Origin of the sequence: Falsihalocynthiibacter sp. S25ZX9 (assembly GCF_041205405.1) — a bacterium.
Classification (GTDB): Bacteria; Pseudomonadota; Alphaproteobacteria; order Rhodobacterales; family Rhodobacteraceae; genus Falsihalocynthiibacter; species Falsihalocynthiibacter arcticus.
The window spans coordinates 152,145-174,348 of sequence record NZ_JBGFCD010000008.1 but is presented as its reverse complement, the minus strand read 5'-3'; the positions used below and the strand labels follow the sequence as shown (position 1 = coordinate 174,348).

General features: G+C 52.3%; 24 protein-coding genes. 10 read left to right on the top strand and 14 right to left on the bottom strand.

The genetic code is table 11. The features are described 5' to 3' along the window. Positions 1–300: 300 nt before the first annotated feature. Positions 301–1,869, top strand: a complete 1,569-nt coding sequence (locus AB9F29_RS11120; RefSeq protein WP_369755735.1) for a helicase HerA-like domain-containing protein — start codon at positions 301–303, stop codon at positions 1,867–1,869. Between the two features lie 7 nt (positions 1,870–1,876). Further along, a complete protein-coding gene (locus tag AB9F29_RS11115; RefSeq protein WP_369755734.1) occupies positions 1,877–2,299 on the top strand; it encodes a PaaI family thioesterase in 423 nt (140 codons plus the stop codon). Positions 2,300–2,357: 58 nt separating this feature from the next. On the opposite strand, the gene AB9F29_RS11110 is transcribed toward AB9F29_RS11115, so the two are convergent. Beyond that, the gene (locus AB9F29_RS11110) at positions 2,358–2,591 is read right to left on the bottom strand and encodes a DUF1127 domain-containing protein (protein WP_369755733.1); all 234 of its coding nucleotides are present in this window, start codon (positions 2,589–2,591) and stop codon (positions 2,358–2,360) included. A gap of 91 nt (positions 2,592–2,682) precedes the next feature. Between AB9F29_RS11110 and AB9F29_RS11105 the strand changes: the two genes are divergently transcribed. From AB9F29_RS11105 to AB9F29_RS11090, 4 genes are all read left to right on the top strand, one after another. Further along, positions 2,683–4,074: a PLP-dependent aminotransferase family protein gene (locus tag AB9F29_RS11105; RefSeq protein ID WP_369755731.1), complete on the top strand. Its 1,392-nt coding sequence runs from the start codon at positions 2,683–2,685 to the stop codon at positions 4,072–4,074. Positions 4,075–4,250: 176 nt separating this feature from the next. Next, positions 4,251–4,715 (top strand): 50S ribosomal protein L13, encoded by a 465-nt coding sequence (gene rplM, locus AB9F29_RS11100; protein WP_039003529.1) that lies wholly within the window; start codon positions 4,251–4,253, stop codon positions 4,713–4,715. 2 nt (positions 4,716–4,717) lie between these two features. Then, positions 4,718–5,203 (top strand): 30S ribosomal protein S9, encoded by a 486-nt coding sequence (gene rpsI, locus AB9F29_RS11095; protein WP_039003530.1) that lies wholly within the window; start codon positions 4,718–4,720, stop codon positions 5,201–5,203. A gap of 142 nt (positions 5,204–5,345) precedes the next feature. Further along, positions 5,346–6,104, top strand: coding sequence for a hypothetical protein (locus AB9F29_RS11090; protein ID WP_369755730.1), 759 nt, complete (start codon positions 5,346–5,348; stop codon positions 6,102–6,104). 44 nt (positions 6,105–6,148) lie between these two features. Here AB9F29_RS11090 and AB9F29_RS11085 read toward each other — a convergent pair whose 3' ends face one another. From AB9F29_RS11085 to guaA, 8 genes are all read right to left on the bottom strand, one after another. Next, on the bottom strand, positions 6,149–6,769 hold the full coding sequence (locus AB9F29_RS11085; RefSeq protein WP_369755729.1) for a TetR/AcrR family transcriptional regulator: 621 nt from the start codon (positions 6,767–6,769) through the stop codon (positions 6,149–6,151). Next, on the bottom strand, positions 6,762–7,625 hold the full coding sequence (gene ppk2 / locus AB9F29_RS11080; RefSeq protein WP_369755728.1) for a polyphosphate kinase 2: 864 nt from the start codon (positions 7,623–7,625) through the stop codon (positions 6,762–6,764). The genes AB9F29_RS11085 and ppk2 overlap by 8 nt, the downstream gene beginning before the upstream one ends. A 58-nt stretch (positions 7,626–7,683) precedes the next feature. Next, entirely contained in the window at positions 7,684–8,601 is a 918-nt protein-coding gene (gene metA, locus AB9F29_RS11075) for a homoserine O-succinyltransferase (protein WP_369755727.1), read from the bottom strand. Positions 8,602–8,642: 41 nt separating this feature from the next. Next, entirely contained in the window at positions 8,643–9,503 is an 861-nt protein-coding gene (locus AB9F29_RS11070) for an ATPase (RefSeq protein WP_369755726.1), read from the bottom strand. A gap of 125 nt (positions 9,504–9,628) precedes the next feature. Further along, positions 9,629–10,735 (bottom strand): hypothetical protein, encoded by a 1,107-nt coding sequence (locus AB9F29_RS11065; RefSeq protein ID WP_335586694.1) that lies wholly within the window; start codon positions 10,733–10,735, stop codon positions 9,629–9,631. A gap of 182 nt (positions 10,736–10,917) precedes the next feature. Further along, positions 10,918–11,820, bottom strand: coding sequence for a DMT family transporter (locus tag AB9F29_RS11060; protein WP_369755725.1), 903 nt, complete (start codon positions 11,818–11,820; stop codon positions 10,918–10,920). Between the two features lie 19 nt (positions 11,821–11,839). Next, positions 11,840–12,688 (bottom strand): class I SAM-dependent methyltransferase, encoded by an 849-nt coding sequence (locus AB9F29_RS11055; protein ID WP_369755724.1) that lies wholly within the window; start codon positions 12,686–12,688, stop codon positions 11,840–11,842. A gap of 77 nt (positions 12,689–12,765) precedes the next feature. Beyond that, positions 12,766–14,331: a glutamine-hydrolyzing GMP synthase gene (guaA, locus tag AB9F29_RS11050; RefSeq protein ID WP_369755723.1), complete on the bottom strand. Its 1,566-nt coding sequence runs from the start codon at positions 14,329–14,331 to the stop codon at positions 12,766–12,768. A gap of 191 nt (positions 14,332–14,522) precedes the next feature. Between guaA and AB9F29_RS11045 the strand changes: the two genes are divergently transcribed. Beyond that, positions 14,523–16,061, top strand: a complete 1,539-nt coding sequence (locus tag AB9F29_RS11045; protein WP_369755722.1) for a trimethylamine methyltransferase family protein — start codon at positions 14,523–14,525, stop codon at positions 16,059–16,061. 44 nt (positions 16,062–16,105) lie between these two features. Here the strand turns inward: AB9F29_RS11045 and AB9F29_RS11040 are convergent, their stop codons facing one another. After that, the gene (locus AB9F29_RS11040; protein WP_039003539.1) at positions 16,106–16,393 is read right to left on the bottom strand and encodes a DUF6477 family protein; all 288 of its coding nucleotides are present in this window, start codon (positions 16,391–16,393) and stop codon (positions 16,106–16,108) included. 216 nt (positions 16,394–16,609) lie between these two features. On the opposite strand from AB9F29_RS11040, the gene AB9F29_RS11035 reads away from it, so the two are divergent. Further along, complete coding sequence (locus AB9F29_RS11035; protein ID WP_369755721.1) at positions 16,610–17,731, top strand: DUF6456 domain-containing protein; 1,122 nt, start codon at positions 16,610–16,612, stop codon at positions 17,729–17,731. Between the two features lie 74 nt (positions 17,732–17,805). Here AB9F29_RS11035 and AB9F29_RS11030 read toward each other — a convergent pair whose 3' ends face one another. Together AB9F29_RS11030 and AB9F29_RS11025 are read right to left on the bottom strand one after the other, a co-directional pair. Next, a complete protein-coding gene (locus tag AB9F29_RS11030; protein WP_369755720.1) occupies positions 17,806–18,351 on the bottom strand; it encodes a peroxiredoxin in 546 nt (181 codons plus the stop codon). A 178-nt stretch (positions 18,352–18,529) separates the two neighbouring features. Then, positions 18,530–19,216, bottom strand: a complete 687-nt coding sequence (locus AB9F29_RS11025) for an aquaporin (protein ID WP_335585591.1) — start codon at positions 19,214–19,216, stop codon at positions 18,530–18,532. A 117-nt stretch (positions 19,217–19,333) separates the two neighbouring features. On the opposite strand from AB9F29_RS11025, the gene lipA reads away from it, so the two are divergent. Beyond that, positions 19,334–20,284: a lipoyl synthase gene (gene lipA, locus AB9F29_RS11020; RefSeq protein ID WP_039003541.1), complete on the top strand. Its 951-nt coding sequence runs from the start codon at positions 19,334–19,336 to the stop codon at positions 20,282–20,284. Next, the gene (locus tag AB9F29_RS11015) at positions 20,281–21,426 is read left to right on the top strand and encodes an amidohydrolase (protein WP_369755719.1); all 1,146 of its coding nucleotides are present in this window, start codon (positions 20,281–20,283) and stop codon (positions 21,424–21,426) included. The genes lipA and AB9F29_RS11015 overlap by 4 nt, the downstream gene beginning before the upstream one ends. A 4-nt stretch (positions 21,427–21,430) precedes the next feature. Here the strand turns inward: AB9F29_RS11015 and AB9F29_RS11010 are convergent, their stop codons facing one another. Then, positions 21,431–21,619 (bottom strand): hypothetical protein, encoded by a 189-nt coding sequence (locus AB9F29_RS11010; protein WP_369755718.1) that lies wholly within the window; start codon positions 21,617–21,619, stop codon positions 21,431–21,433. A gap of 3 nt (positions 21,620–21,622) precedes the next feature. Next, positions 21,623–22,165 (bottom strand): hypoxanthine phosphoribosyltransferase, encoded by a 543-nt coding sequence (hpt, locus tag AB9F29_RS11005; protein WP_335585526.1) that lies wholly within the window; start codon positions 22,163–22,165, stop codon positions 21,623–21,625. Positions 22,166–22,204: the final 39 nt, after the last annotated feature.

Here is a 22,204-nt window from a genome sequence, read left to right as displayed (position 1 = left end):
GCCTTGAAAACAAGGCCCTTTTCGATTTTTCTCCCTGTCGGACTTGCCGACTATATTATTGATTGGAACGCTACGGCCTTCTTGTGAATTGGTCAACAAAAAAAACGGCGAATTTTTGCCGAGGAATGAGAATTTCATGCGCGCCAAAAAAAACCGCGCCCAAGGGCGCGGCAAGTCTGACAGGGAGGAAGTCAATTCAATCAAAAGAAGACTATTGACTGAACTAACCTTACATTAGCGTATAAAGGTTAAGACTAAGTTGCCTAGCCGATAGTTTGTATGAAATGGAGAATAAACTGTATGCCCGATGACCTGAAAAGCGAAATTTTTGTCGGCGGTGGCGGGGAGGATTATGCCGCTCCACAGTTTCTAAAACTCAAGTATGCAAACCGCCACGGGTTGATCGCGGGGGCGACGGGGACGGGTAAAACGGTGACCCTGCAAATCCTCGCCGAGAGTTTCTCCAAGGCCGGCGTTCCGGTATTCCTGTCTGACGTGAAAGGCGATCTCGCAGGTTTGGCGGTCGCTGGGAGCGCTACCGCGAAACCCCACGATTCCTTTACCGCACGAGCAAAACAAATCGGTTTTTCCGACTATGCCTATCGTTCTTTTCCCGTCACGTTTTGGGACCTTTTTGGCGAGCAAGGCCATCCGATCCGCACAACAGTCGCTGAAATGGGGCCGCTCCTTTTGGCACGGATGCTCGAGCTTTCTGAAGCGCAGGAGGGTATTTTAAACATCGCCTTTCGTTTGGCTGATGAGGAGGGGCTCGCGCTTCTTGATCTTAAGGATTTGCAGGCTCTTCTAGTTTGGCTTGGTGAAAACGCGGGCAACATCACTCTGAGATACGGTACAGTTTCCGCGCAATCCATTGGCGTTATTCAGCGTCGTTTGTTGGTGTTGGAAAATCAAGGCGGGGCGGCGATTTTCGGCGAGCCTGCTCTGGCGCTTGAGGACATGATGCAAACCACGCCGGAGGGCGAAGGGCGGATCAATATTCTCGCGTCTGACAAGTTGATGTCCTCGCCGACACTCTATGCGACCTTCCTGTTATGGCTTCTGAGTGAGTTGTTTGAGGAGTTGCCCGAGGTTGGCGACCCTGACAAACCTAAACTTGTTTTCTTCTTTGACGAGGCGCATTTGCTCTTTGACGGGGCGAGCAAAGCCCTTGTGGATAAGGTCGAACAGGTCGCGCGGCTTATTCGTTCCAAGGGCGTGGGCATCTATTTCGTGACCCAAAACCCCGACGATGTACCTGATGATATTCTGAGCCAGTTGGGCAATCGCGTTCAACACGCGTTGCGCGCGTTTACGGCCAAAGATCAGAAAGCGCTGCGGCTTGCGGCCGACACTTATCGCGACAATCCGCGCTTTTCCACCGAGGAGGCGCTGCGCGAAGTCGGGGTGGGCGAAGCTTTGACCAGCATGTTGCTCAAAAAAGGCATCCCGAGTGTGGTTGAGCGCACGTTGATTCGTCCCCCCAGTAGCCAAATGGGGCCAATTGAAGACTCGGTGCGCAAAGCCACGATTGCGGCGTCGCCCATTGCGGGAAAATATGAAGCCGTGACTGATCGCGCGTCGGCCTACGAGATGCTCGCAAAACGGGCGGAAGACGCGGCGAAGGCTGCTGAAGCAGATGAGCTCGCCCTTGAGGAGGCAACTCCGATGGAACGCGAATTCAAAACGGCGCGCCGCTATAACGGAAGCCGCGTTGGACGCTCCAGCGCCACCTCGACACGTCGGGCGAAAAAAGCCACTTCGCGTTCGTTTGGGGAAGCCATGACCAATGCCGTCCTTAAAGAGCTGAATGGTACAACAGGACGTCGGATTGTGCGTGGCCTCTTGGGCGGTTTGTTTAAGGGAAGATAGGGTGAGTATGGCAGTATTAATGGATGTTGAGGCCTTAAACGCTTTTTTGATCGCGGAATTTCCGCAAGTTACGGGCGAATTTAGAGTTCGTTCCGTGACGCCATTGGATGTTGTTGTTGAGATGCCAATGACTTATCAACATTTGCGCCCCGGTGGGACGGTTTCAGGTCCAACGATGTTTGCCCTTGCGGATGTCTCGATTTATTTGGCGATTTTGGCGCGAGTTGGCCCCATTGAACTGGCCGTTACGACGAATGCCAGTATTGATTTCATGCGCAAACCTGCGGCGGGGAAAACCTTGATCGCGACGGCACGCATCTTGAAATTGGGTCGGATTTTGACGGTGGGAGATGTATTGATACAATCCGAGGGACTGGACGCACCCGTGGCACGCGCCTCAATGACCTATTCCATCCCACCAAAGCGGTAAAACAAAAAAAGGCCGGAGCATTGCCCCGGCCAGGAAGAGGTTCTGTCAGGAGGGGATATTATTCCTTCCAGAACGGACGGCGGGCCTCCGTAAGGGCTTCGCCGCGTGTGATACCGATGTCTTTAAGATCGGAATTCGTCATTCTATTAAGGCTACGACGCGTTCGCACCCGTTGATCCCAGAGCGTGATCGTGACCGCGACGCGCAACGCAATCAAACCCAAGGCGGGTATGTTTTTGCGGCTCTGCAAATAGTGCAGGGGCTGTGCGTGACTTGCGGGGGCGATCGTCATGGTCTCAATCCTTTGTGTTGATACAATCCATTTGATATTTCGTAATTAAGTGATACAATCGGTAAAAATCCAAGTCCAACGAAAGATTGTAATGAATACAATTTGGTTTCCCGATCTGTCCGCCTCCGACGGTCCCAAGTATAAAACGCTCACAAGTTCGATCCGTGATGCAGTTGCGATGCGCCATCTTAAAAAGGGGGAGCGCCTCCCTCCGGTGCGGGATTTAGCGTGGGAATTGAAAATCACCCCCGGAACTGTCGCGCGGGCCTATCGCAAACTGGTTGAGGACGGTGTTTTGCAGGCTGCTGTTGGGCGCGGCACATTTGTGGCCGATCGCACATCTGCGCATGTGTTTGAGGGCGATCCTCTTATTAATGCGCTGCAAGAAAGCACCGTTGATTTTCGCGGCTGTCGGGTTTCGGATGTGGGGCAGGGTGAGATCGTAAAGGAGGCCCTGATCCGAGTCGCCTCGCGCGCGGGCAATCGTTATGTCGATTACCCAACCGCTGCGACCGATCGTGCGGCACGCGCGGCGGTGTGCCATTGGATTGGACCCGACCATGTGGGGCGCATTGAGCCGGATGATGTGGTTTTGGGGTTGGGCGCGCAAAACTGTAGCATTTTGGCGCTTCAATCCATCCTTCGTGGGGCGCATCCCGTCATTATGACCGAACAATTGACCTACCCCGGTGTGCGCCGCGCCGCACAGCTTTTGCGGGCTGAAATTGTTGGGCTTAAAATGGACAGCCATGGTATTTGCCCCGATTCCTTTGAGGAAGCCGCGCGGATGCATGGCGGAAAAGTCCTACTTACTTCGGCTGAAGTTCATAGTCCGACCACGATTAATACGCCCTTGGAGCGTAAACTCGAATTGGCCGATATTGCCCGTCGTCACGACATTCAAATTATCGAAGATGACTGCCATCGGATTGATACGCCCAAGGCCTTGAGCTATCGGGCAATTGCGCCTGATTTGGCGTGGTACATCGGATCTTTGACCAAAAGCGTCGCGGCGAGTTTGCGGTTTGGCTTCATTGTGCCGCCCACAGGGTCCGCGCCCCTGACATTACAAGTGGCGCAATCCTCATTTTACGGCCTGCCGCAACCCATCCTTGATGTCTGTGAAGAGCTCATTCTTTCTGGCGCGGCCAGTGAGGTGCGCAAAAAAGTGGTACAAAGTTGCCAAGAGCGTGTGCATCAAACCGTGAATGTTTTGGGGCAATGGGATATCCGTTGGCGCCCTGATGCGCCGTTTATCTGGCTTAAAATGCCGCGGGGTTGGCGTGGGTCTAGCTTTGCTGTGGCCTGCAAAAGTCGTGGCATTCGGGTTAAACCCGCCGATGAATTTGCCCTTCCCGACGGCGATTCCCCAAATGCAGTGCGCTTGGCGGTGAATGCAACGGGGAACGACGAGGCGCGCTTGGCGGCCCTTGGCGAGATTAACCAAATTCTCCAACATCCTGAGCAAGACGCCGAAATTTAGGGAATTGCGTCAAAATGAGTGGGGTATTATTATACCTAAATAATAAGCCGTTGTTTTAGAACAATTTATTGCGTCTTTTAGCACTTGTTTGCCCGCCAAACCCCTTTATAACCCCGACATCAATTAGCGGTATGGGATTCCCCATGCCATCATTCGACCACGATAGGGTATCCTACATGAAAACCTTCTCTGCGACTCCTGCGGATATCGATAAGAAATGGATCATCATCGACGCTGAAGGCGTTGTTTTGGGCCGTCTTGCTTCGATCATCGCAACACGCCTTCGCGGCAAGCATAAACCAACCTTTACGCCTTCGATGGATATGGGTGACAACGTGATTGTTATCAACGCTGACAAAGTTCAGTTGACTGGCAAAAAACGTGACGACAAAATCTACTACTGGCACACTGGCCACCCTGGTGGGATCAAGCAGCGCACTGCACGTCAAATCATCGAGGGTAAATTCCCTGAGCGTGTTTTGACCAAAGCTGTTCAGCGCATGTTGCCTGGCAACCGTTTGAGCCGCACGCTTATGACAAACCTGCGCGTTTATGCGGGCACAGATCACGGCCACGAAGCCCAAGCACCAGAAGTTCTTGACGTTAAAGCCATGAACTCCAAAAACTCACGGGGTGCATAAGCATGTCTGAAGATATCAAATCACTCGACGATCTGAACACAATTGTTGAAGGTGTTGCCGCAGTAGAAGCCGCTCCCCTTCGTGAACAAGTTCGCGATAGCCTTGGCCGCTCCTATGCGACTGGCAAACGTAAAGACGCGGTTGCCCGCGTTTGGATCAAACCAGGTTCCGGTAAAGTAACGGTAAACGGCAAAGACATGCCTGTTTATTTTGCACGCCCCGTGTTCCAAATGATCCTACGTCAGCCTTTCACGGTTGCTGGTGTTGATGGCGAATTCGATGTTGTTGCAACTGTTAAAGGCGGCGGTCTTTCCGGCCAAGCTGGCGCGGTTAAGCACGGTATCTCTAAAGCGCTTCAACTTTATGAACCCTCCTTGCGCGCAGCCCTGAAAGCTGCTGGCTTCCTCACACGCGATAGCCGCGTTGTTGAGCGTAAGAAGTTCGGTAAAGCAAAAGCCCGTAAGAGCTTCCAGTTCTCCAAGCGTTAATTGGCTTCGAGTACTTTACTCTACAAAAAAGACAAAGGGTTCGCATTTTGCGAGCCCTTTTTCTTTGCCCCGCGGATTATATGTTAAGGCTTTACAACTACAGCTCTCTGATTATTCTAAAGAAAATACAACGGGCGGCTCTATGAAACTGACTGGAAAACTTCTCGCGTTCGTGATTGTCACCGCTTCGGTACTTGTCGCGTGCGATGCGCCGCCGAAACGTTTGACTGACGAAGAGCGCGCAACACGTGAGGCGGCACGTGAAGCTAAAAGATTTGCAGATGGCGAGGCTGCGGTCGAAGCCTGCAAGGCTTCCCGTTGCGAACGTTTGGACCTAGATGGAACACGGCTGAACGACTTCACGGTGCTAAATGATATGAGCCATGTCAAAGCGCTGATGATCAGCAGAACGAACTTCGCTAATCTAAGCGACATCGCAAACCTGACAGAGCTTCAAGAGCTTCATATGTCGTATACCGACGTTCCGGACTTGAACGGGCTCAGCGCTTTTTCGAATTTGGATATTCTTCACATGGAAAGTTTACGCGAAAAACCAAGCCTTGAGCCGCTATCGACTCCGGCGCTCACTGGCTTGGTTGAACTGGCGTTGTCTCCCCAAAAGGAAAACAGCATCGCTTTTGTCACCAATATGAAGTCCCTCAAGCGGTTCAGGTTTGGGTATGGTGAAGTCGGCAATCTCAAACCCCTTAGTGGGCATCCTTCATTGGAGAAGTTGTCGTCGAATGCAGATATTCTTCAATGGCAGCGCGGGCTGTTGCAGCTTCCGCGACTGAAAGAGTTTTACGTTGACTATAGTATGAAAAACCTTGATCCCGGTATACGGGACGCCTTGGAAGAAAAAGGGCTGCTCGTCTATGCGCCCCCCATGGTCATGTGTTGAGGTTCTCCTTTGAGGCCTGATTTTTTGCCTTTAGAAGCTAAATTTCAAACGTCCGGATCAACCAACCCGAGGCCGCGCAGATAAATCCCGATACCACTTTCCAAAAGGTCTTCGGGTGGGAAAGGGGCGATGGTGCCCGGTGCGCCGCGGGCAAAAAGCTCAACGACTCCATGGCTTAAGGCCAATATATGGGCCGAGAACATGCTCGCGGGCGGGCGTTTGTCTGCGGGAATGTGTTTGGACAATTCGTGGGCCGCGTGTTCCAACGTGCCTTTGGCCTTTCTTGCCGCTGCCGCGAGTTCGGGTGTGCGGTTGACAGAAATTCCGCTCTCAAACATCGCCACATAATGCCCTGGATGGCGGCGTGCAAACGCGAGATAGGCGCGACCCGTAGCTTCAAAGCTTGCCAACGCTGAGGGTTGGCCCGTTGCATAGGCGTATTCCATCAATTCTCCAAAGATTTCATACCCTTGGCGCGCCACTTCCGCGATCAAATCCTCGCGTCCCTCAAAATGCCGATACACAGCAGCGGGGGTCACACCCGCCGTTTTAGCAGCTTCAGACAAGGTAAACCCAGTGGGGCCTTTGGTCTCGATAAGGCTCAGAGCTGCTTCGACCAATGCTTGTTTGAGATTGCCGTGATGATATCCACGTTTTTTAACCATTCCACATTTCCGGTCCACCACAAATCGAGTAATCAATTTCTGGTATTTCTGATTTCTCTTTATAATCAATGCATTTCAGTATGGACTTAATGGTCTCAAGGCGCGCGCGACGTTTGTCATCGGCGCGGATAACGGTCCAAGGTGCGAATTCCGTATGGGTCCGCGTCAGGGTTTCGGTTATGGCTTCGCTATAAGCGTCCCATTTTTTCAGGCCCTCAACGTCAATCCAGCTAAGTTTCCATTGCTTTAGCGGGTCTTGCTCACGTTCAAGAAATCGTCGCAACTGCTCTGCACGACCCACGTTGAGCCAGATTTTGACCAAGTGATAGCCCTCGTCCGCCAACAGACGCTCGAAGTCGGGAAGCTGGGCAAAGAAATGGGCGCGTTGATCGGGTGTACAGAAGCCAAAAACATGCTCCACAACGCCGCGATTGTACCAGCTGCGATCAAACATCCTGACCTCACCTTTGGTGGGTAAATGATCGACATAGCGTTGAAAATACCACTCGCCAGCTTCGCGTTCTGTTGGTTTGGGTAGGGCAACGTTCTTAGCAATACGCGGATTGAGGTTCTCTCTGAGGCGCGAAATCGCCCCGCCTTTGCCAGCCGCGTCCCGCCCTTCAAACAGCACCACAAGACGTTTGCCACTGGTGATGAAATCGGACTGCAATTTGACCAATTCTAACTGAAGTTGCTCCATTTGCGCGTCATAAGCTTTACGCCCCATCAGTTTTTTATAGGGATAAGCCGGCGCAAGAATATCTTTTGCACCTGCGTTCTCAATCGATTTTCGGATCTCGTCGGGTGCTTCATTTTTGTAGAAATGGGTTATGTCGCCAACAAACGGTAAATCCATCGCGGGGCTCCTCGCTTTTTTTTAAGTATGACGTGCAGTTAGCCGCAATTCAATCAGCTTAGGTCCCGATTTCGTCCATATTGTATTTTGTCGTTTGGTAAATTTCGTTTAACCAATTGCCATAAAGCAAATGTGCGTGGCTGCGCCAACGGTTTTGCGGCACTTGGCTTGGGTCATCGTTCGGGTAATAGTTTTGTGGAATATTGATCGCCGTTCCCGTCTCGATATCGCGGTCATATTCCTGTTTAAGCGTGTCTGAATCATACTCAAAATGGTTAAAGATATAGAGCACGCGATGGTCGGGATCTTCAACCAAACAGGGGCCTGCGTCCTCGCTTCCCAAAAGCGTTGTGAGGTTTTTTGCTGTGTCGATTTCGTCTTGGTGGATTTCGGTCCAGCGACTTACCGGAATGACGCAATCGTCTGAAAAACCACGCAAATACTGGGAGCTGGGGTTAAGGTTTTGGTGGCGAAAACAACCAAATAGCTTGTGATCCAACAGGTGTTTGTTGATTCCGTGGAGATGGTGGATCATGGCCATGCCCCCCCAACAAATCCCAAATGTGGAATGCACGTTGGTTTGTGTCCAGTCCATAATGCGGCACAGTTCGTCCCAATAGGTGACGTCCTCAAAATCCAAATGCTCAATCGGCGCGCCAGTAATCAAGAGGCCGTCAAATTTGCGGTCCTTGATTTCGTCGAACGTGCGATAAAACGTTTCCATATGTTCCGCAGTGGTGTTTTTTGTTTGGTGCTCGCTCATACGGATCAAGGTCAGGTCAATTTGCAACGGCGTCGCCCCGATCAGACGCGCAAACTGGGTTTCGGTCTGAATTTTCTTGGGCATCAGATTAAGAAGACCGATTTGCAACGGGCGAATATCTTGGCGTGCGGCAAGTTGTTCATCCATCACCATCACGCCCTCGCTCGAGAGAACCTCATAAGCGGGAAGGGAGGATGGAATCTTAATCGGCATGGGAAACTCTTTTCTGAGATTGGTCTAATTAGATAGGTCGCTTAGGAGCGGTTCTCAAGGGTATCAGAAACCAAAGCGTTGAAATCGTCAGGCGATTTGAGGCGGGCGACTTCGCTTGCGGGAACGGAAATGCCCCAATTATCGGCCATTGCTTGATAGCGTGGTTGACGCGCTGTAAGGGCGGCACGATATGCGGCTCGGATGAAGTCATTTGGATTAACATCCTCCGGTTTCACGCTGTTTTCTTTGAGGTATTCGTCCCAGAACGGGAGGAGAAAACTGGCCTGATAGCACATGGGTTTGGGCGACGCATTGAAGCGCGCGATCAAGGCCTCGGTATGTTCATTCCCGCCTTCGATCCAAATCATCAGGGTGCTGTCTGACAGCGTTTTGAGGGTTGGGTCGAGGGGATTCCACGGGTCAACGACTTCGCAAATAGAACCACCAGAGTCGCAGATGAAATTGTCATAACCATAAAGCTCGGTCGCACGCTTGATGAAATACGGCGTGTCCATCAGCGCACTCACCTCGGCGATGTGGTGCTGTTTTTGTCGCCGCATATATTCGTCTATCGGCAGACCGCCCAAGGCGGAGCTGCCCGGTTTTCCGAGGTATGTCGAAAGGGGCGCGAGGTTTTCAAATGTGAGGTTTGAGGCAATGTAAATGCTGTCGCTAAGAAGGAGTTCCGCGAGAAACGGGTCCAGCAACGCATGCGCCTTGAAATTGTCGACGATAAATTCGCCCATGTAGCGCGTGCCGATCCGATAATCGATGGAATAGTGGAACCAGTCGCCGGACGCGCGCAACATATTAGAGATATAAGTTTTTCCAAGACCAGACATCCCAAAAAGCAGGGCGTGTTTATTGGGGTTTTCGGACCATTCTTGGGCGGAGGGGATCATGGAGGTGGCTTTCGATTGCTTCCTCTCCGTCCTACCCAGCGCGAGGAGGGCGGTCAATTGCTAGAAACAGAAAAGGGCCCGCCGTTGCCGGTAGGCCCAGTTCATAATCAGGTGTTTTGCCGTGTTTAGAGTGCGAACCCAATCCGCAAACCAAAGGCCAGCGCATTGTTGTCTTGGAAGCTCGATGCTGGGCCACCCAAACCAAGGGTGGTTTCCGCATCGCCAATCATGACATATTTCACGCCTGCCGTGATTTTCATGTTTTCGCGCGTATAGGTTCCGCCGAGACCCACCGAGAATTGTCCGTCGGTTGGGTTGAGGTTGGACTGGTAGCCGCCATTGGATTTTTCATAACCCGCAGAGATGGCGCCCGACCAAGAGTCGCTAAATTTACGTCCAACGCCAAGGGTGTAGGTGAAAACGTCGTCCTCGTAGGATACCAGCGAACCGCCACCTGTGAGGGTCGAATAGTCGGTTGGGGAAATGTCATAATCCGACCAGTTAACCCACCGAATGGAGCCGAAAACCAACGTGTCTTCTGCGACACCGGATTGGAATTCGAGGTTCACAGATTGTGGTGAATTCACCTCGGTTACGGAGGTGTTATCCGCGCCCAAGGCTGCCGAGGACTCGGTGGTTTCAAGGTCGTGGGAGATTTTCGAGTTGTAGGTCAATGCGACCCGCAAAGCGATGTCCGGACGCTCATATGCAGCCCCAACCAAGTAGCCGAACGCGCCATTTTTGCTGCCAACGGCGTCATATGATGACACAAACGGGATATTCGCGGTAGCTTCGAGGGTTTCGTAGCGCAGACCGCCGAAAACGCTGTAACCTTCGTTGATATTATATTTCAGGATACCAGTGATGGCCGCCGTGTTAAGTTCGGCAACGGATCCCGTCGCAAAATAGGGAGCCGAGGGATAGGCAACATTGGCACCGAAGGGTTGGTCGATGATGATTGCTGCATCCAGTTTGTCGCTAAAGCTGTGCTTATATGCGCCCGAAAACTGGGTATAAGCAGGAGCCATATCGCCCGACGCACCCCCTGGAGTTGGCGAATATGCTGTGCCGACGCCCGAGATACTTGGGTTTACTGTGCCGACAGAAACTTCAACATAGTTTCCCTCTTCAAAAAGAATGGCAGTGCTTTGATAGGAGCGATCTACACCACCCGCGAGTGCGGCGCTGGTGGTCGTGGCCATGAGGACCGCGGTGGTTGTTATAAGTTTCATTTTCCCCTCCCTGGGAATGTTCAGACATCTATGAGTGAAGTCGGTGTGAAGATGCCGCTTAGGGGGCATCCAAGTCAAATTTGACGCCGCGTAACCATTTTGGGACGTTAAGTTTTGCAGAAAGTACCGCAACGTAATTGTGTTATTTCAGTCACCGGTTTCTTATAACTGAACTGTTGGGTTTAGCTTTGAGCCTCCCGTGAAATCCGCGACTCATGCACAAGATTAAGATAATTTGCACTAAAGATAATAATCGCTCCGATCCATACATAGATGTCGACGGTTTCGTTAAACAAGATAAACCCTAATATTGCGATAACCGGCAGACGGGCAAAATCGATCGGCATAATGGACGCCGCAGGGGCTAAGGATAACGCCCGCGTTAAGCATAAGTGCGCCATCAACCCCATGAGGCCAACGATAATCACCGCAGGTACGAGGGAGAGGCTGGGCAGAGCAATCTCGCCGTCATAGCCCGACATCACAACGCCAAAAACTGCTTGTGTGACGGTGAGGTAGAACATGATCGCCGTGATTGACTGAGTGCGGGTCAGGCGACGTGTCAATAGGCTCGTGAGGGCAAAACAAATGGCAGCCAAGGCCGCGAGGCCTTCGCCTAAGGACAAGTTGCCAAATGTGGGGCGCGTTACAATCAAAATCCCAGCGAAGCCGACCAATGCTGTCAAAGCGCGGCTTCCGGTAAGTTTTTCCCCCAAGATGAACGGAGCGAGAAGCAACACCCAAACGGGCGATGTGAACTCAATGGCAAACACTTTGGCGATTGGAATGAGGAAAAGAGCTGCGAACCAAAGGTTTTGCCCCGTAAAATGAAACAGATTGCGCACCAGATGTTGACGAAAATAGCGCAACGTGATTTCGGAGTGGCGTTTGGACCACAGGATATAGCCGCAAACAATGACCACACCCGTAAAAGAGCGGTACATCATCAACTCAAACGTATCCAATTCCTGCATGACCGCGCGCCCCGCGATGGCCATTGCGCTAAAGGCAAACACGGCCCCACACATCCAAAACGCAGCATGGATAAAATCCGCATGGGCGGTGTTTTTTGACGGAGGGATCATAGTTCAGTCCAAACTAGTTTTAACGTTTTTGAACGAACCAATAAGATTGATAGGGATCGTTGAGGGAGCGGTCTTGCTTCACAATTTTGAGGTCGGGGAATTGCGCGTGGAACCACGCAACGGTCATGGATGTGTCGCCGTAAGTTACATCCCCGTCAACTGTTTCTCGGCTATGGGGAACAAAAGCAAACCCGTCTGCAACGTGTGACGCTTCACAGTGCGCACGCTGTTGGGGGGCGGTTTCTTTGAAATGCTGTGCCCAATACTCGATCTCGCGCGTTGTGATAAGGAGAACGCTATCCGCAGTGAGATATTTTGCTACCGTTGAGATTCCCGCGCGCGTGGCACGTTCAGAAAGGTGCGTAAACACCGAGAAGGCAAAGATAAAATCAAATCGCGCATCACCGACGGGCAAGTCTGTGGGTAAATAATCAGAGACCGCGAAATTTGTGGTTAGGCCATCGTTTTTACAGATTTCGATGGAGCGATCCCAAGGGTCGACGCCGAAGTAGTTTTCTTCCTCGGTAAAGAAATACATCATGCGGCTGATGCGGCCATAGCCACAACCAAAGTCCAGAATTTTGGCGTCTGACAGGGATTTCCCTGAAATTTCAGAGTAGTTATAGGCCGCAGATCGCACGAAATCGAGCGTTTGCGTCAAAAGGAACGCGCCGCTGTTGCCAGTCCAATTGCGTTGAACCTCGGTCTCGGCCATGCGCGGAAGCAAGGCCGACAACTTGGGGTAAGTCGCATCGGGCAGCGAAATAAGAAACAGTCCGAAATCCGACAACCCCAACTCCCGAAGACGCGCAAGTGCTTCGCCCCGCGTTGATTGCGCGGTCAGGTCGGACTCTATCTTCGCAAGCAAGTCACTGCTTTGGGAAAACAAGACGGGTTCGACGGGCGCAGGAGCCTGTGGAGCTAATCTCGCGCGTAAACGTTGCTTTATTCCCACTCGATCGTACCAGGAGGTTTTGAGGTGATATCATAGGTCACACGGTTGATGCCCTGAACTTCATTGATGATCCGCGTCGCGGTTTCGCCAAGAAATTCATGGGTGAATGGATAATAATCCGCCGTCATTCCGTCCACCGACGTGACTGCGCGCAAAGCACAGGCGAAATCATAGGTGCGCCCATCGCCCATCACACCGACGGTGCGCACAGGGAGAATGGCGACGAAAGCTTGCCAAATCTCGTCATAAAGACCGTGTTTGCGGATTTGATCGATATAAACGGCATCCGCTTCGCGCAGGATCTCAAGTTTGGCGCGGGTAATCTCACCGGGGCAACGGATCGCAAGGCCAGGCCCTGGGAAGGGATGACGGCCAATAAAGCTCGCGGGAAGGCCAAGCTCACGGCCCAGCGCACGGACCTCATCCTTGAACAATTCGCGCAAGGGTTCCACAAGTTTAAGACCCATCTTCTCAGGCAGGCCGCCCACATTGTGGTGGCTTTTGATCGTCACCGAAGGCCCGCCGGAAAAGCTCACGGATTCAATCACATCGGGGTACAACGTGCCCTGAGCGAGGAATTCCGCGCCTTCGATTCCATTGGCGTATTTCTGGAACACATCAATAAACAAGCCACCGATGATTTTGCGCTTGGTTTCGGGATCAGATTGCCCGTCGAGCGCGCCCAGAAACAGCTCTTTTTCATCCGCATAGATCAGCTTGATTTTATAATTGTCGCGGAACATTTTCACGACTTCTTCGGCCTCATCCTTGCGCAGCAAACCGTGGTCAACAAACACACAGGTCAGCTGATCACCAATCGCTTCGTGGATCAAAACCGCTGCGACCGAGCTGTCTACGCCGCCCGACAACCCACAGATAACCTGCTTGTCACCGACTTGTTCGCGGATTGCGTCAATCGCTTGTTCGCGGTACGCGCCCATGGTCCAATCGCCTGTAAAGCCTGCCATTTTGACAAAATTTTCGTAGAATTTCGCGCCATTAGGGGTATGGTGAACTTCAGGGTGGAACTGCACCGCATAGAAACCGCGTGCCGTGTCTGCGGTGATCGCGAAAGGAGCGTTTGGCGAGGTGCCATATACTTCAAACCCGGCAGCGATGGCGCTCACGTGGTCGCCGTGGCTCATCCATACCTGCTCTTTGTCTTGTGCAAACCAGCCGTCCAAAAGGTCGATTTTCTCGCCGGTTGGCACAACATAGGCGCGCCCAAATTCGGCCGTTCCGTGGCCGGATTCAACCTTGCCGCCCAGCATATGCATCATAACTTGTTGACCGTAACAAATGCCCAAAATAGGCACGTCGAGGTCAAATACCTCTTTTGGTGGACGGGGCGATCCCTCGTCAATCACGCTGGCGGGGCCGCCTGACAGGATCACCGCTTTTGGCGCAAATTCGGCCAAGAAAGCAGGAGTCACTTTTTGAAACGGATGGATTTCACAATAGACAGAAAGCTCGCGCAGACGACGCGCAATGAGCTGCGTCACTTGGGACCCAAAGTCGATGATTAGCAGGCGCTCATGCGAAGGAATATCATTCATTATTTGGCAATAATGTGCATGGGCGTTCTGTGCAAGTGGTTGCGACCCTCGGGCGGCAATTTGCGTGTAATTTTTAAACTGCACATGGAATTAAACACAAATGTCGCTTTCCGTCCAAAAATGTCTGTTTTTAACACCGCCAAAGGCAGCGGTCATGAGAACAAAAGTAAACATCGGTATAGGAGACGTTTATGACGTTAGAATCAGGTCGCAAACGGGGAGGCGGCGGTTCTGCGCGTCGTGCCGCACGCAGTGCCGTAAGTTTTGAGACTGCACCCGTCATTGATCGCGCGATCCCAAATTACGAAATCCTCAACGAGGAAGCGCTTCAAATAATCGAGCGCAACGCCGAAACGATTTTGGCAGAAACAGGTGTGAATTTCCTCGAAAATCCGGAAGCGTTGGAGCTTTGGCGCGCGGCTGGTGCGCAAATTGAGGATGATCGCGTGCGGATTCCCCGTGGATTGGCGCGGGAATTGTGCAAAACAGCGCCGTCGAGTTTTATCCAGCATGCGCGCAATCCCGAACGGAATGTGGAAATCGGCGGCAAAAAACTGGTGCTCGCGCCTGTTTATGGTCCGCCCTTCGTGCGCGACCTTGAGGGCGGGCGCCGCTATGCCACCATGGCGGATTTCGAGAATTTCGTGCGTTTGGGTTATATGTCCAAATTCTTGCACCATTCCGGCGGAACCGTGTGTGAGCCGACCGATGTACCAGTGAACAAGCGGCATCTCGACATGCTATTGGCGCATATGACGTTGAGCGATAAGCCTTTTATGGGATCGGTCACCGAACCTAGCCGCGCTCAAGACAGTGTGGAGATGTGTGAAATTCTGTTCGGCAAGGACTTCGTTCGGGACAATACGGTGATGACGTCGCTCATCAATATCAACTCACCGCTCTCGTTTGACTCGATTATGATGGGGTCGCTTGAGGTCTATGCGCGTGCAAATCAGGCTTGCATCATCTCGCCCTTCGTTGTTGGCGGGGCGATGGCGCCTGTTTCCGTCGCGGGGACATTGGCGCAGGTTTTGGCCGAGGTTATGGCAGGCGTTGCCTATAGCCAGCTGATCCGCAAAGGCGCTCCGGTTATTTTCGGGACATTTGTGACGTCGATTGACATGAATTCGGGTGCACCGACCTTTGGCACACCAGAAGCTTCACAAATCCTTTACGGTGCGGGCCAGCTCGCGCGCCGCCTTAACCTTCCGTTTAGGTCTGGTGGCGGGCTCTGTGGCTCAAAGCTGCCTGATGCGCAGGCGGGATATGAAACCGCAAATACCCTCAACGCGGCCCTGTTGGGCGGCGTGAACTTCATGCTCCATGCCTGTGGTTGGCTTGAAGGCGGGCTTGTAGCTTCGCTTGAGAAGTTTGTTCTTGATGCGGACCAACTGGGGGCTTTGCACAAACTCGCTGAAGGCGTTGCGATAGATGAAAACGCCCAAGCTATGGACGCGATCGTTGAAGTTGGGCCGGGGGGGCACTTTTTAGGGTGCGCCCATACCCAAGCAAATTATCAGTCGGCCTTTTGGCGCAGTAATGTCCTCGACTATAAACCCTTTGAGACGTGGGAAGACGAAGGCGCGCGGGATAGCCAATCTTTGGCCGCGACGAAGGTGAAACAACTGCTCTCAGACTACCGTGCTCCAGCACTTGATCCCCTAATCGAGCGAGCCCTTAGGAGCTATGTAGCTGAAAAGAAAGCCTCTGTTCCAGATTCGTTCTTATAGACACAATTTACCTCAAATTGGGGCGGAAATTGGTTTTCCGCCCTTTATGCTGTCCGCACTGCTAATAATTTTGCTTCGCCCATAAGCGCAACAAGCATCTCAATATGCAGCATTACACTGTAACTTGCGTCGCCCAATTTCCGCTTTTCTTCAAGAATCTGTTCCTCACTCATGAGGGTAATTACGGCCTGTCCAGGGCCCGGAAGACGTGCGTCTTTGATCAGGCGTGGAAGGTGACGGTCCCTATTATACTCGCTTAAACCGTGGCGTGCGGCCCGAACGAGGAGGCGAGGGCGGTTCAACATTTTCAGCATGGTTAGGATATCATTCATGGTCTTCTCCGTGAGTTTTTGATGTCTACACAGAATGACTCAACTTAAGCGTGTGTTGCGGATGAAAATAATCGCCGAACGTTAGTTTACCGATTGTTTAGCATTTGGAAACAATCATAGCGAAGTCACAAGATTTTAACGAGGGCGTAACCAATTGAAACATCATTCCTTCCTACAAAATCGCCATAAGACCATTGCCAACTCAAGGAGACTGTAATGGGGGAAAATTTGGATAGCAGACCGGTTCGTACGTTGCTGCCCCACTGGGTACCGGATGCCGCTGAACGCTATTTACTTCACACGGAAACGGGTCTGTCCATTCGTGCCGTGGCACGAAACGCTGGATGCCACGCGTCCACTGTTTTGCGTCAAATCCGCCGGTTTGAAAACCGTCGCGATGATATTCTAATCGACAAGGCTCTGCGCGACTTGGGCAAAGCACATTTTCCCAACAGCCCTATAAACAAGGATACCCAGATGGCTGCGCCCAAACGAAACCCAAACCAAACTGCCTCTGATATTGAGCTGCATTCCGAGGCGCAACGGGTGTTGCGACGCCTTTGTGAAACAGGGGCGGTTTTGGTCGTTGCTGGGAATATGGATAAGGCAGTTGTGCTGCGGGATCTTCCCGGTGGGAAATCTGCGCGCACGGCAATTGTTGATCGTCATATTGCCGAGGCGATGGCGCTCAAAGAATGGATAAAATGCAAAAAATCCGGTAAAATCGCCCAGTATGAAGCGACGGTTTCTGGCCGTAGTTTCCTGAAATCCACAATGGATGCCCCAAACCGTATGGGCGGGATGGCACATGGGTTTGCCGAGGCCCCCACGCGTTTTGATGCCGCTCCCACCACATGGTCCAATGATCGTGACGAAGACCGGCCGATTAAGCGCTATACTTTGGCGGAAAGTCCACTGATCGCCTTGGCTCGTCGCCGTGACAAAACCGGTAAGCCCTTTTTGAACGACGATTTAGTCGCAGCGGGCGAGCGGCTTCGGGAAGATTTCGAATTGGCTCAAATGGGGCTTCAGGACCAAAAGATTTGGGAGCAATATTTGATGCAAATCGAAGATGGCTCAACGGTTCCGACGCCCACGTTTCGCAATGAAAAACAAAAGGCCGCCCATGATCGCACCCGTGAGGCGCTGCGGGATTTGGGGCCGGGACTTGGGCATGTCGTTTTGCGGTGTTGCTGTTTCCTTGAGGGGATTGAAACCACCGAAAAAGAGATGGATTGGGCCGCGCGGAGTGGCAAAATCGTGCTCAAGATCGCCTTGCAACGGTTGGCTTTTCACGCGACGAAGTCCTATGGAAAACACGGACCGATGATTGGTTGATGCGCAAAATATACGAAAACAAAAAAGGGCCTTTCCAATGGAAGGCCCTTTTCGTGTCTATAAAACGTGAAGCCTTAAGCCGCGACTGATTTCTCTGCGCGGAGCCAGTTCAACAGGTTTTCTGGTGAGGACTCGCCATAGGTATCCTCAGTGCCATTGTCGGCAATGCCGGGTTCTGCGAACCAGCCCTCGATCACACCGTCATTCACGATGGCTGCATAGCGCCACGACCGCATGCCAAAGCCTACGTTGGATTTCTCAACCAGCATGCCCATTTTGCGGGTAAATTCGCCGGAACCGTCGGGAATGACGTTGACGTTTTTAAGGTCTTGGCTCTGGGCCCATTTGTTCATCACAAAGCTGTCGTTGACGGACAAACAATAGATGCCCTCGATGCCTTCATGTTGGAAGTCAGCAAAGCCTTTTTCAAACCCTGGGAGCTGAAACGTCGAGCAAGTTGGCGTAAACGCACCGGGGAGGGCGAACAAAATAACGCGTTTGCCAGCGAAATAATCGCGGGTTGTTTTGTTTTCCCAGCGGAACGGATTGTCGCCGCCAATAGACTCGTCGCGAACGCGGGTGTGAAATGTTACGTCTGGAAGTTTTGCGCCAATTTGCATGTCTGCTCCTGTCGTGTTTTTGAATTCGAATGCGGTTTATAACGATTCTAAGTAGCGTGCAATGGCGTGGCTTCAAGGCTGAATCCGTTTGGAATTTTAGTTTTCTTACTTAAAGCGGTGCGACAAAAAGGCCGCCCCGAAGGACGGCCTTGTATTGCGCGACTTTGTGCTATGTGGGTTAAGCTGCGTCTGCGCGGGTAATGCCTGCGCCGTAAAGCACGCCTGCCAGCGCACCACCTGCGAGTGGTGCCACGATGAAAACCCAAAGTTGGGCGAGGGCGGTTCCTCCTGCGAACAACGCAGGTGCAATGGAGCGCGCAGGGTTCACCGAAACACCCGTAACGTTGATGCCAACAAGGTGGATGCCCAATAACGTCAAGCCAATTGCCAGACCTGCAAAAGCTGCCGGTGCGCCTTTTTCCGTTGATCCAAGAATGACGGTCACAAAGATAAATGTCGCGACGATCTCGAATATTAGCGCGGCAACGAGGGTATATTCCCCATTATAACCAACTCCATATCCGTTTTGACCAAGGCCATTTGCGGCAACGGAATAGTCCGCTTTTCCCGATGCAATTAAATATACAGCCGTGATGGCAAGGATGGCGCCGACAATTTGCGCCACAGAATAACGGATGAATTCCCCCACATTCATGCGGCCCGACGTGACCATCCCCAACGACACTGCTGGGTTAAGATGCGCGCCAGAAATCGCGCCGATGCCATAGGCGGCAGCCACAATTGAAAGGCCAAACGCCATGGAAATACCAACGTGCCCAATCTCAAAGCCTAGCACTGCTGCGCCGCACCCAAAAAACACCAATACAAAGGTGCCAAATACTTCTGCAATTTCTTTTTTCATAATATATCCCTCCATTGGAAGCTTACGCCCCCCTATTGCAAGCCCGTTATGCATATGTAACTTGGCTCTGGTAGCCACATGAAAAAGCGATATATTGTGGTTAATCAAGGGAAATATTCTATGCGTGATCTTAAAATACCGGCCGAACGTCATCCTGAAAAGGCAAAACGTCCGGACAATCCACAGCCCAAGAAGCCAAGCTGGATCCGCGTAAAGGCGCCCGGCGGCAAAGGCTATGCTGAAACGCATAAGATTATGCGCGAGAATAAGCTGACCACGGTTTGCGAAGAAGCGGGCTGTCCGAACGTTGGCGAATGTTGGTCCCAAGGGCATGCCACGATGATGATTATGGGCGAGGTTTGTACCCGCGCATGTACTTTCTGTAACATCGCGACGGGCAAACCCCCCGAGGATTTGGATGCGTTTGAACCGGGCCGTGTTGCCCATGCGGTCAAGAAATTGGGCCTAAATCACGTGGTGATTACCTCTGTGGATCGCGACGATATTGAGGATGGTGGTGCCGAACACTTCGCCCAGACCATCCGCGCCATTCGCAAGCAATCGCCCAATACAACGATCGAAATTCTGACGCCCGACTTTATTCGCTGTGACCCAAAGGTTCTCGAAATCGTTGTTGAGGCGCGTCCTGATGTGTTCAATCACAATCTCGAAACGGTGCCCGGCCTTTATCCCGAAGTCCGCCCCGGTGCGCGCTATTTCCATTCTCTGCGCCTTTTGCAGAGGGTTAAAGAAATGGACCCGTCGATGTTTACCAAATCGGGTATCATGGTCGGTCTTGGCGAAGACAAGCAAGCCGTGATGCAAGTCATGGAAGACATGCGCGCCGCCGACATCGATTTCCTGACCATTGGTCAATATCTTCAGCCAACGCCCAAGCACCACGCGATTGATCGGTTTGTGACGCCCGAAGAATTCAAAACCTATGAAAAAGCCGCCTATGGCAAAGGGTTCCATATGGTTTCAGCCACGCCGCTCACCCGCAGTTCCTACCACGCTGGGGACGATTTCGCGCGCTTGCGGACGGCGCGTTTACAGAAATTGGGGCGTTGAGCGCGAACCTCAACTGGGTTCGGGATTTACGGCACGCGTTGCACGTGATCGCGGAAGTCTCGGGTCAAGAACATAAAACTTCGGCGCTTATTGCGCAGGAGTTGAAGCGGTTTTCTCCCGATAAGATTCTAAAATCCGTCGGCGGGCAGGGTGTTATTGCCCTTTTTCATGGCGCGCAAGCTGGCCCGACAATTGGATTTCGCGCCGAGCTTGACGCGTTGCCGATTTATGAGTTGTCAGACATTTCCTACCGCTCCGAAAACGACGGTGTTGCGCATTTATGTGGGCATGACGGGCATATGTGCATGGTACTTGCCCTTGCCGAAGAGCTGTCAAAACAGCGGCCCAAGTCAGGCACTGTCGCACTCATTTTCCAACCCGCCGAGGAAACAGGGCAGGGTGCAAAAGCCCTTGTTCAAGATCCGAAATTCGCGGCGTTAAAGCTGGATTACCTGTTTTCACTCCACAACGCACCCGGACAGGATGTGGGGAAAATTCAAATTCCGGCAACGTCTGCCAATTGCGCTTCTCGGGGTTTGAAAATTATGCTGACGGGAAAAACCAGCCACGCGGCGGCTCCCCATGACGGGCTATCCCCCATGCCAACCGTTGCCCGTCTGATGCCTGCTTTGGCCGCACTTGCGGACCCTTCCGGAGGAGTCCAATCGCCCGATTTCTCGCTCGTAACCCTGACGCATGCAACGCTCGGAAAGCCAACCTTTGGAATCGCGCCCGGTTATGCTGAGATTTGGGCCACCCTGCGCAGTCGCTCGGACGCGGCAATGGAAAACCTGTGCCAACAGGCCGAAACCCTTGCGACTCAGGCTGCGGCCGAAGTTGGACTTGAGCTGGAATTTTCCTACCATGACGTTTTTGACGCCTGCGAAAATCACCCTCAGGCGGTAAACCTGTTAAAAAAATCCCTGCGAAAGGCGCAAATTCCTTTTGAAATAGCCCAACAGCCGCAACTTTGGTCCGAGGATTTCGGGCAATATTCACAGTCAGCACACACGGCGATGTTCTGGCTTGGGTCGGGTACAGATCAACCCCAACTTCATACGCCAACCTATGATTTCCCAGACGAGATTTTACCCGTAGGAACGGGCGCTTTTCTGGCGGTAATCCGAGAATACCTAGGATAATCGCCTAATTCTGAACCTTAATTTTGGACGGGCGTTCGCTGCTCAACTCTTGCGGCCAACCAACCCAACGCTCCACAGAATAAATAGCACCACAGGCCAAAACCACCCCAAATACCACCAAAACGCGCCGCTTTGACGGCGGCTTATCCGTCCATAAACGTATGCGAAGAAATTGGCGCGGGTTAAGGCTCATGATCTATTCCTCAGTAAAACGAACTTTGCCGATATACGGGAGATTGCGATTTCGTTGAGCAAAATCAATGCCATATCCGACGACGAATTCGTCTGGGATTTCAAAGCCGGTCCAGTCGGCGCGGAAATTAACCTCGCGTCGTTCGGGTTTATCAAGCAAAGCGCAGGTTTTTAGGCGCGCTGGGTTCCGGCTTAACAACATATGCGTGACATGCGAGAGCGTGTGCCCCGTATCGACAATGTCCTCTACAACCAGGACATCGCGGCCTTCAATCGCACCGCGCAAATCTTTCAAAATGCGCACTTCGCGACTGCTCTCTGTGCTATTCCCATAGGAGGACGCCTCGAGAAAATCGACCTCTACGGGCAAATCCAATTCGCGCACAATGTCGGCGATAAACACAAAGGAGCCGCGCAAAAGGCCGACAACAATCAATTTATCCGTGTCTCGAAACTCGGCTTCAATCTCGTGGGCGAGTATTTCAATCCGAGCCGCAATCGATTTGGCCGAGATCATTTGGTCGATGACATATGGACGCGTTGGCATGAAACCCCCCTTGCATTTGGGCGCGGAGTACACGAAATG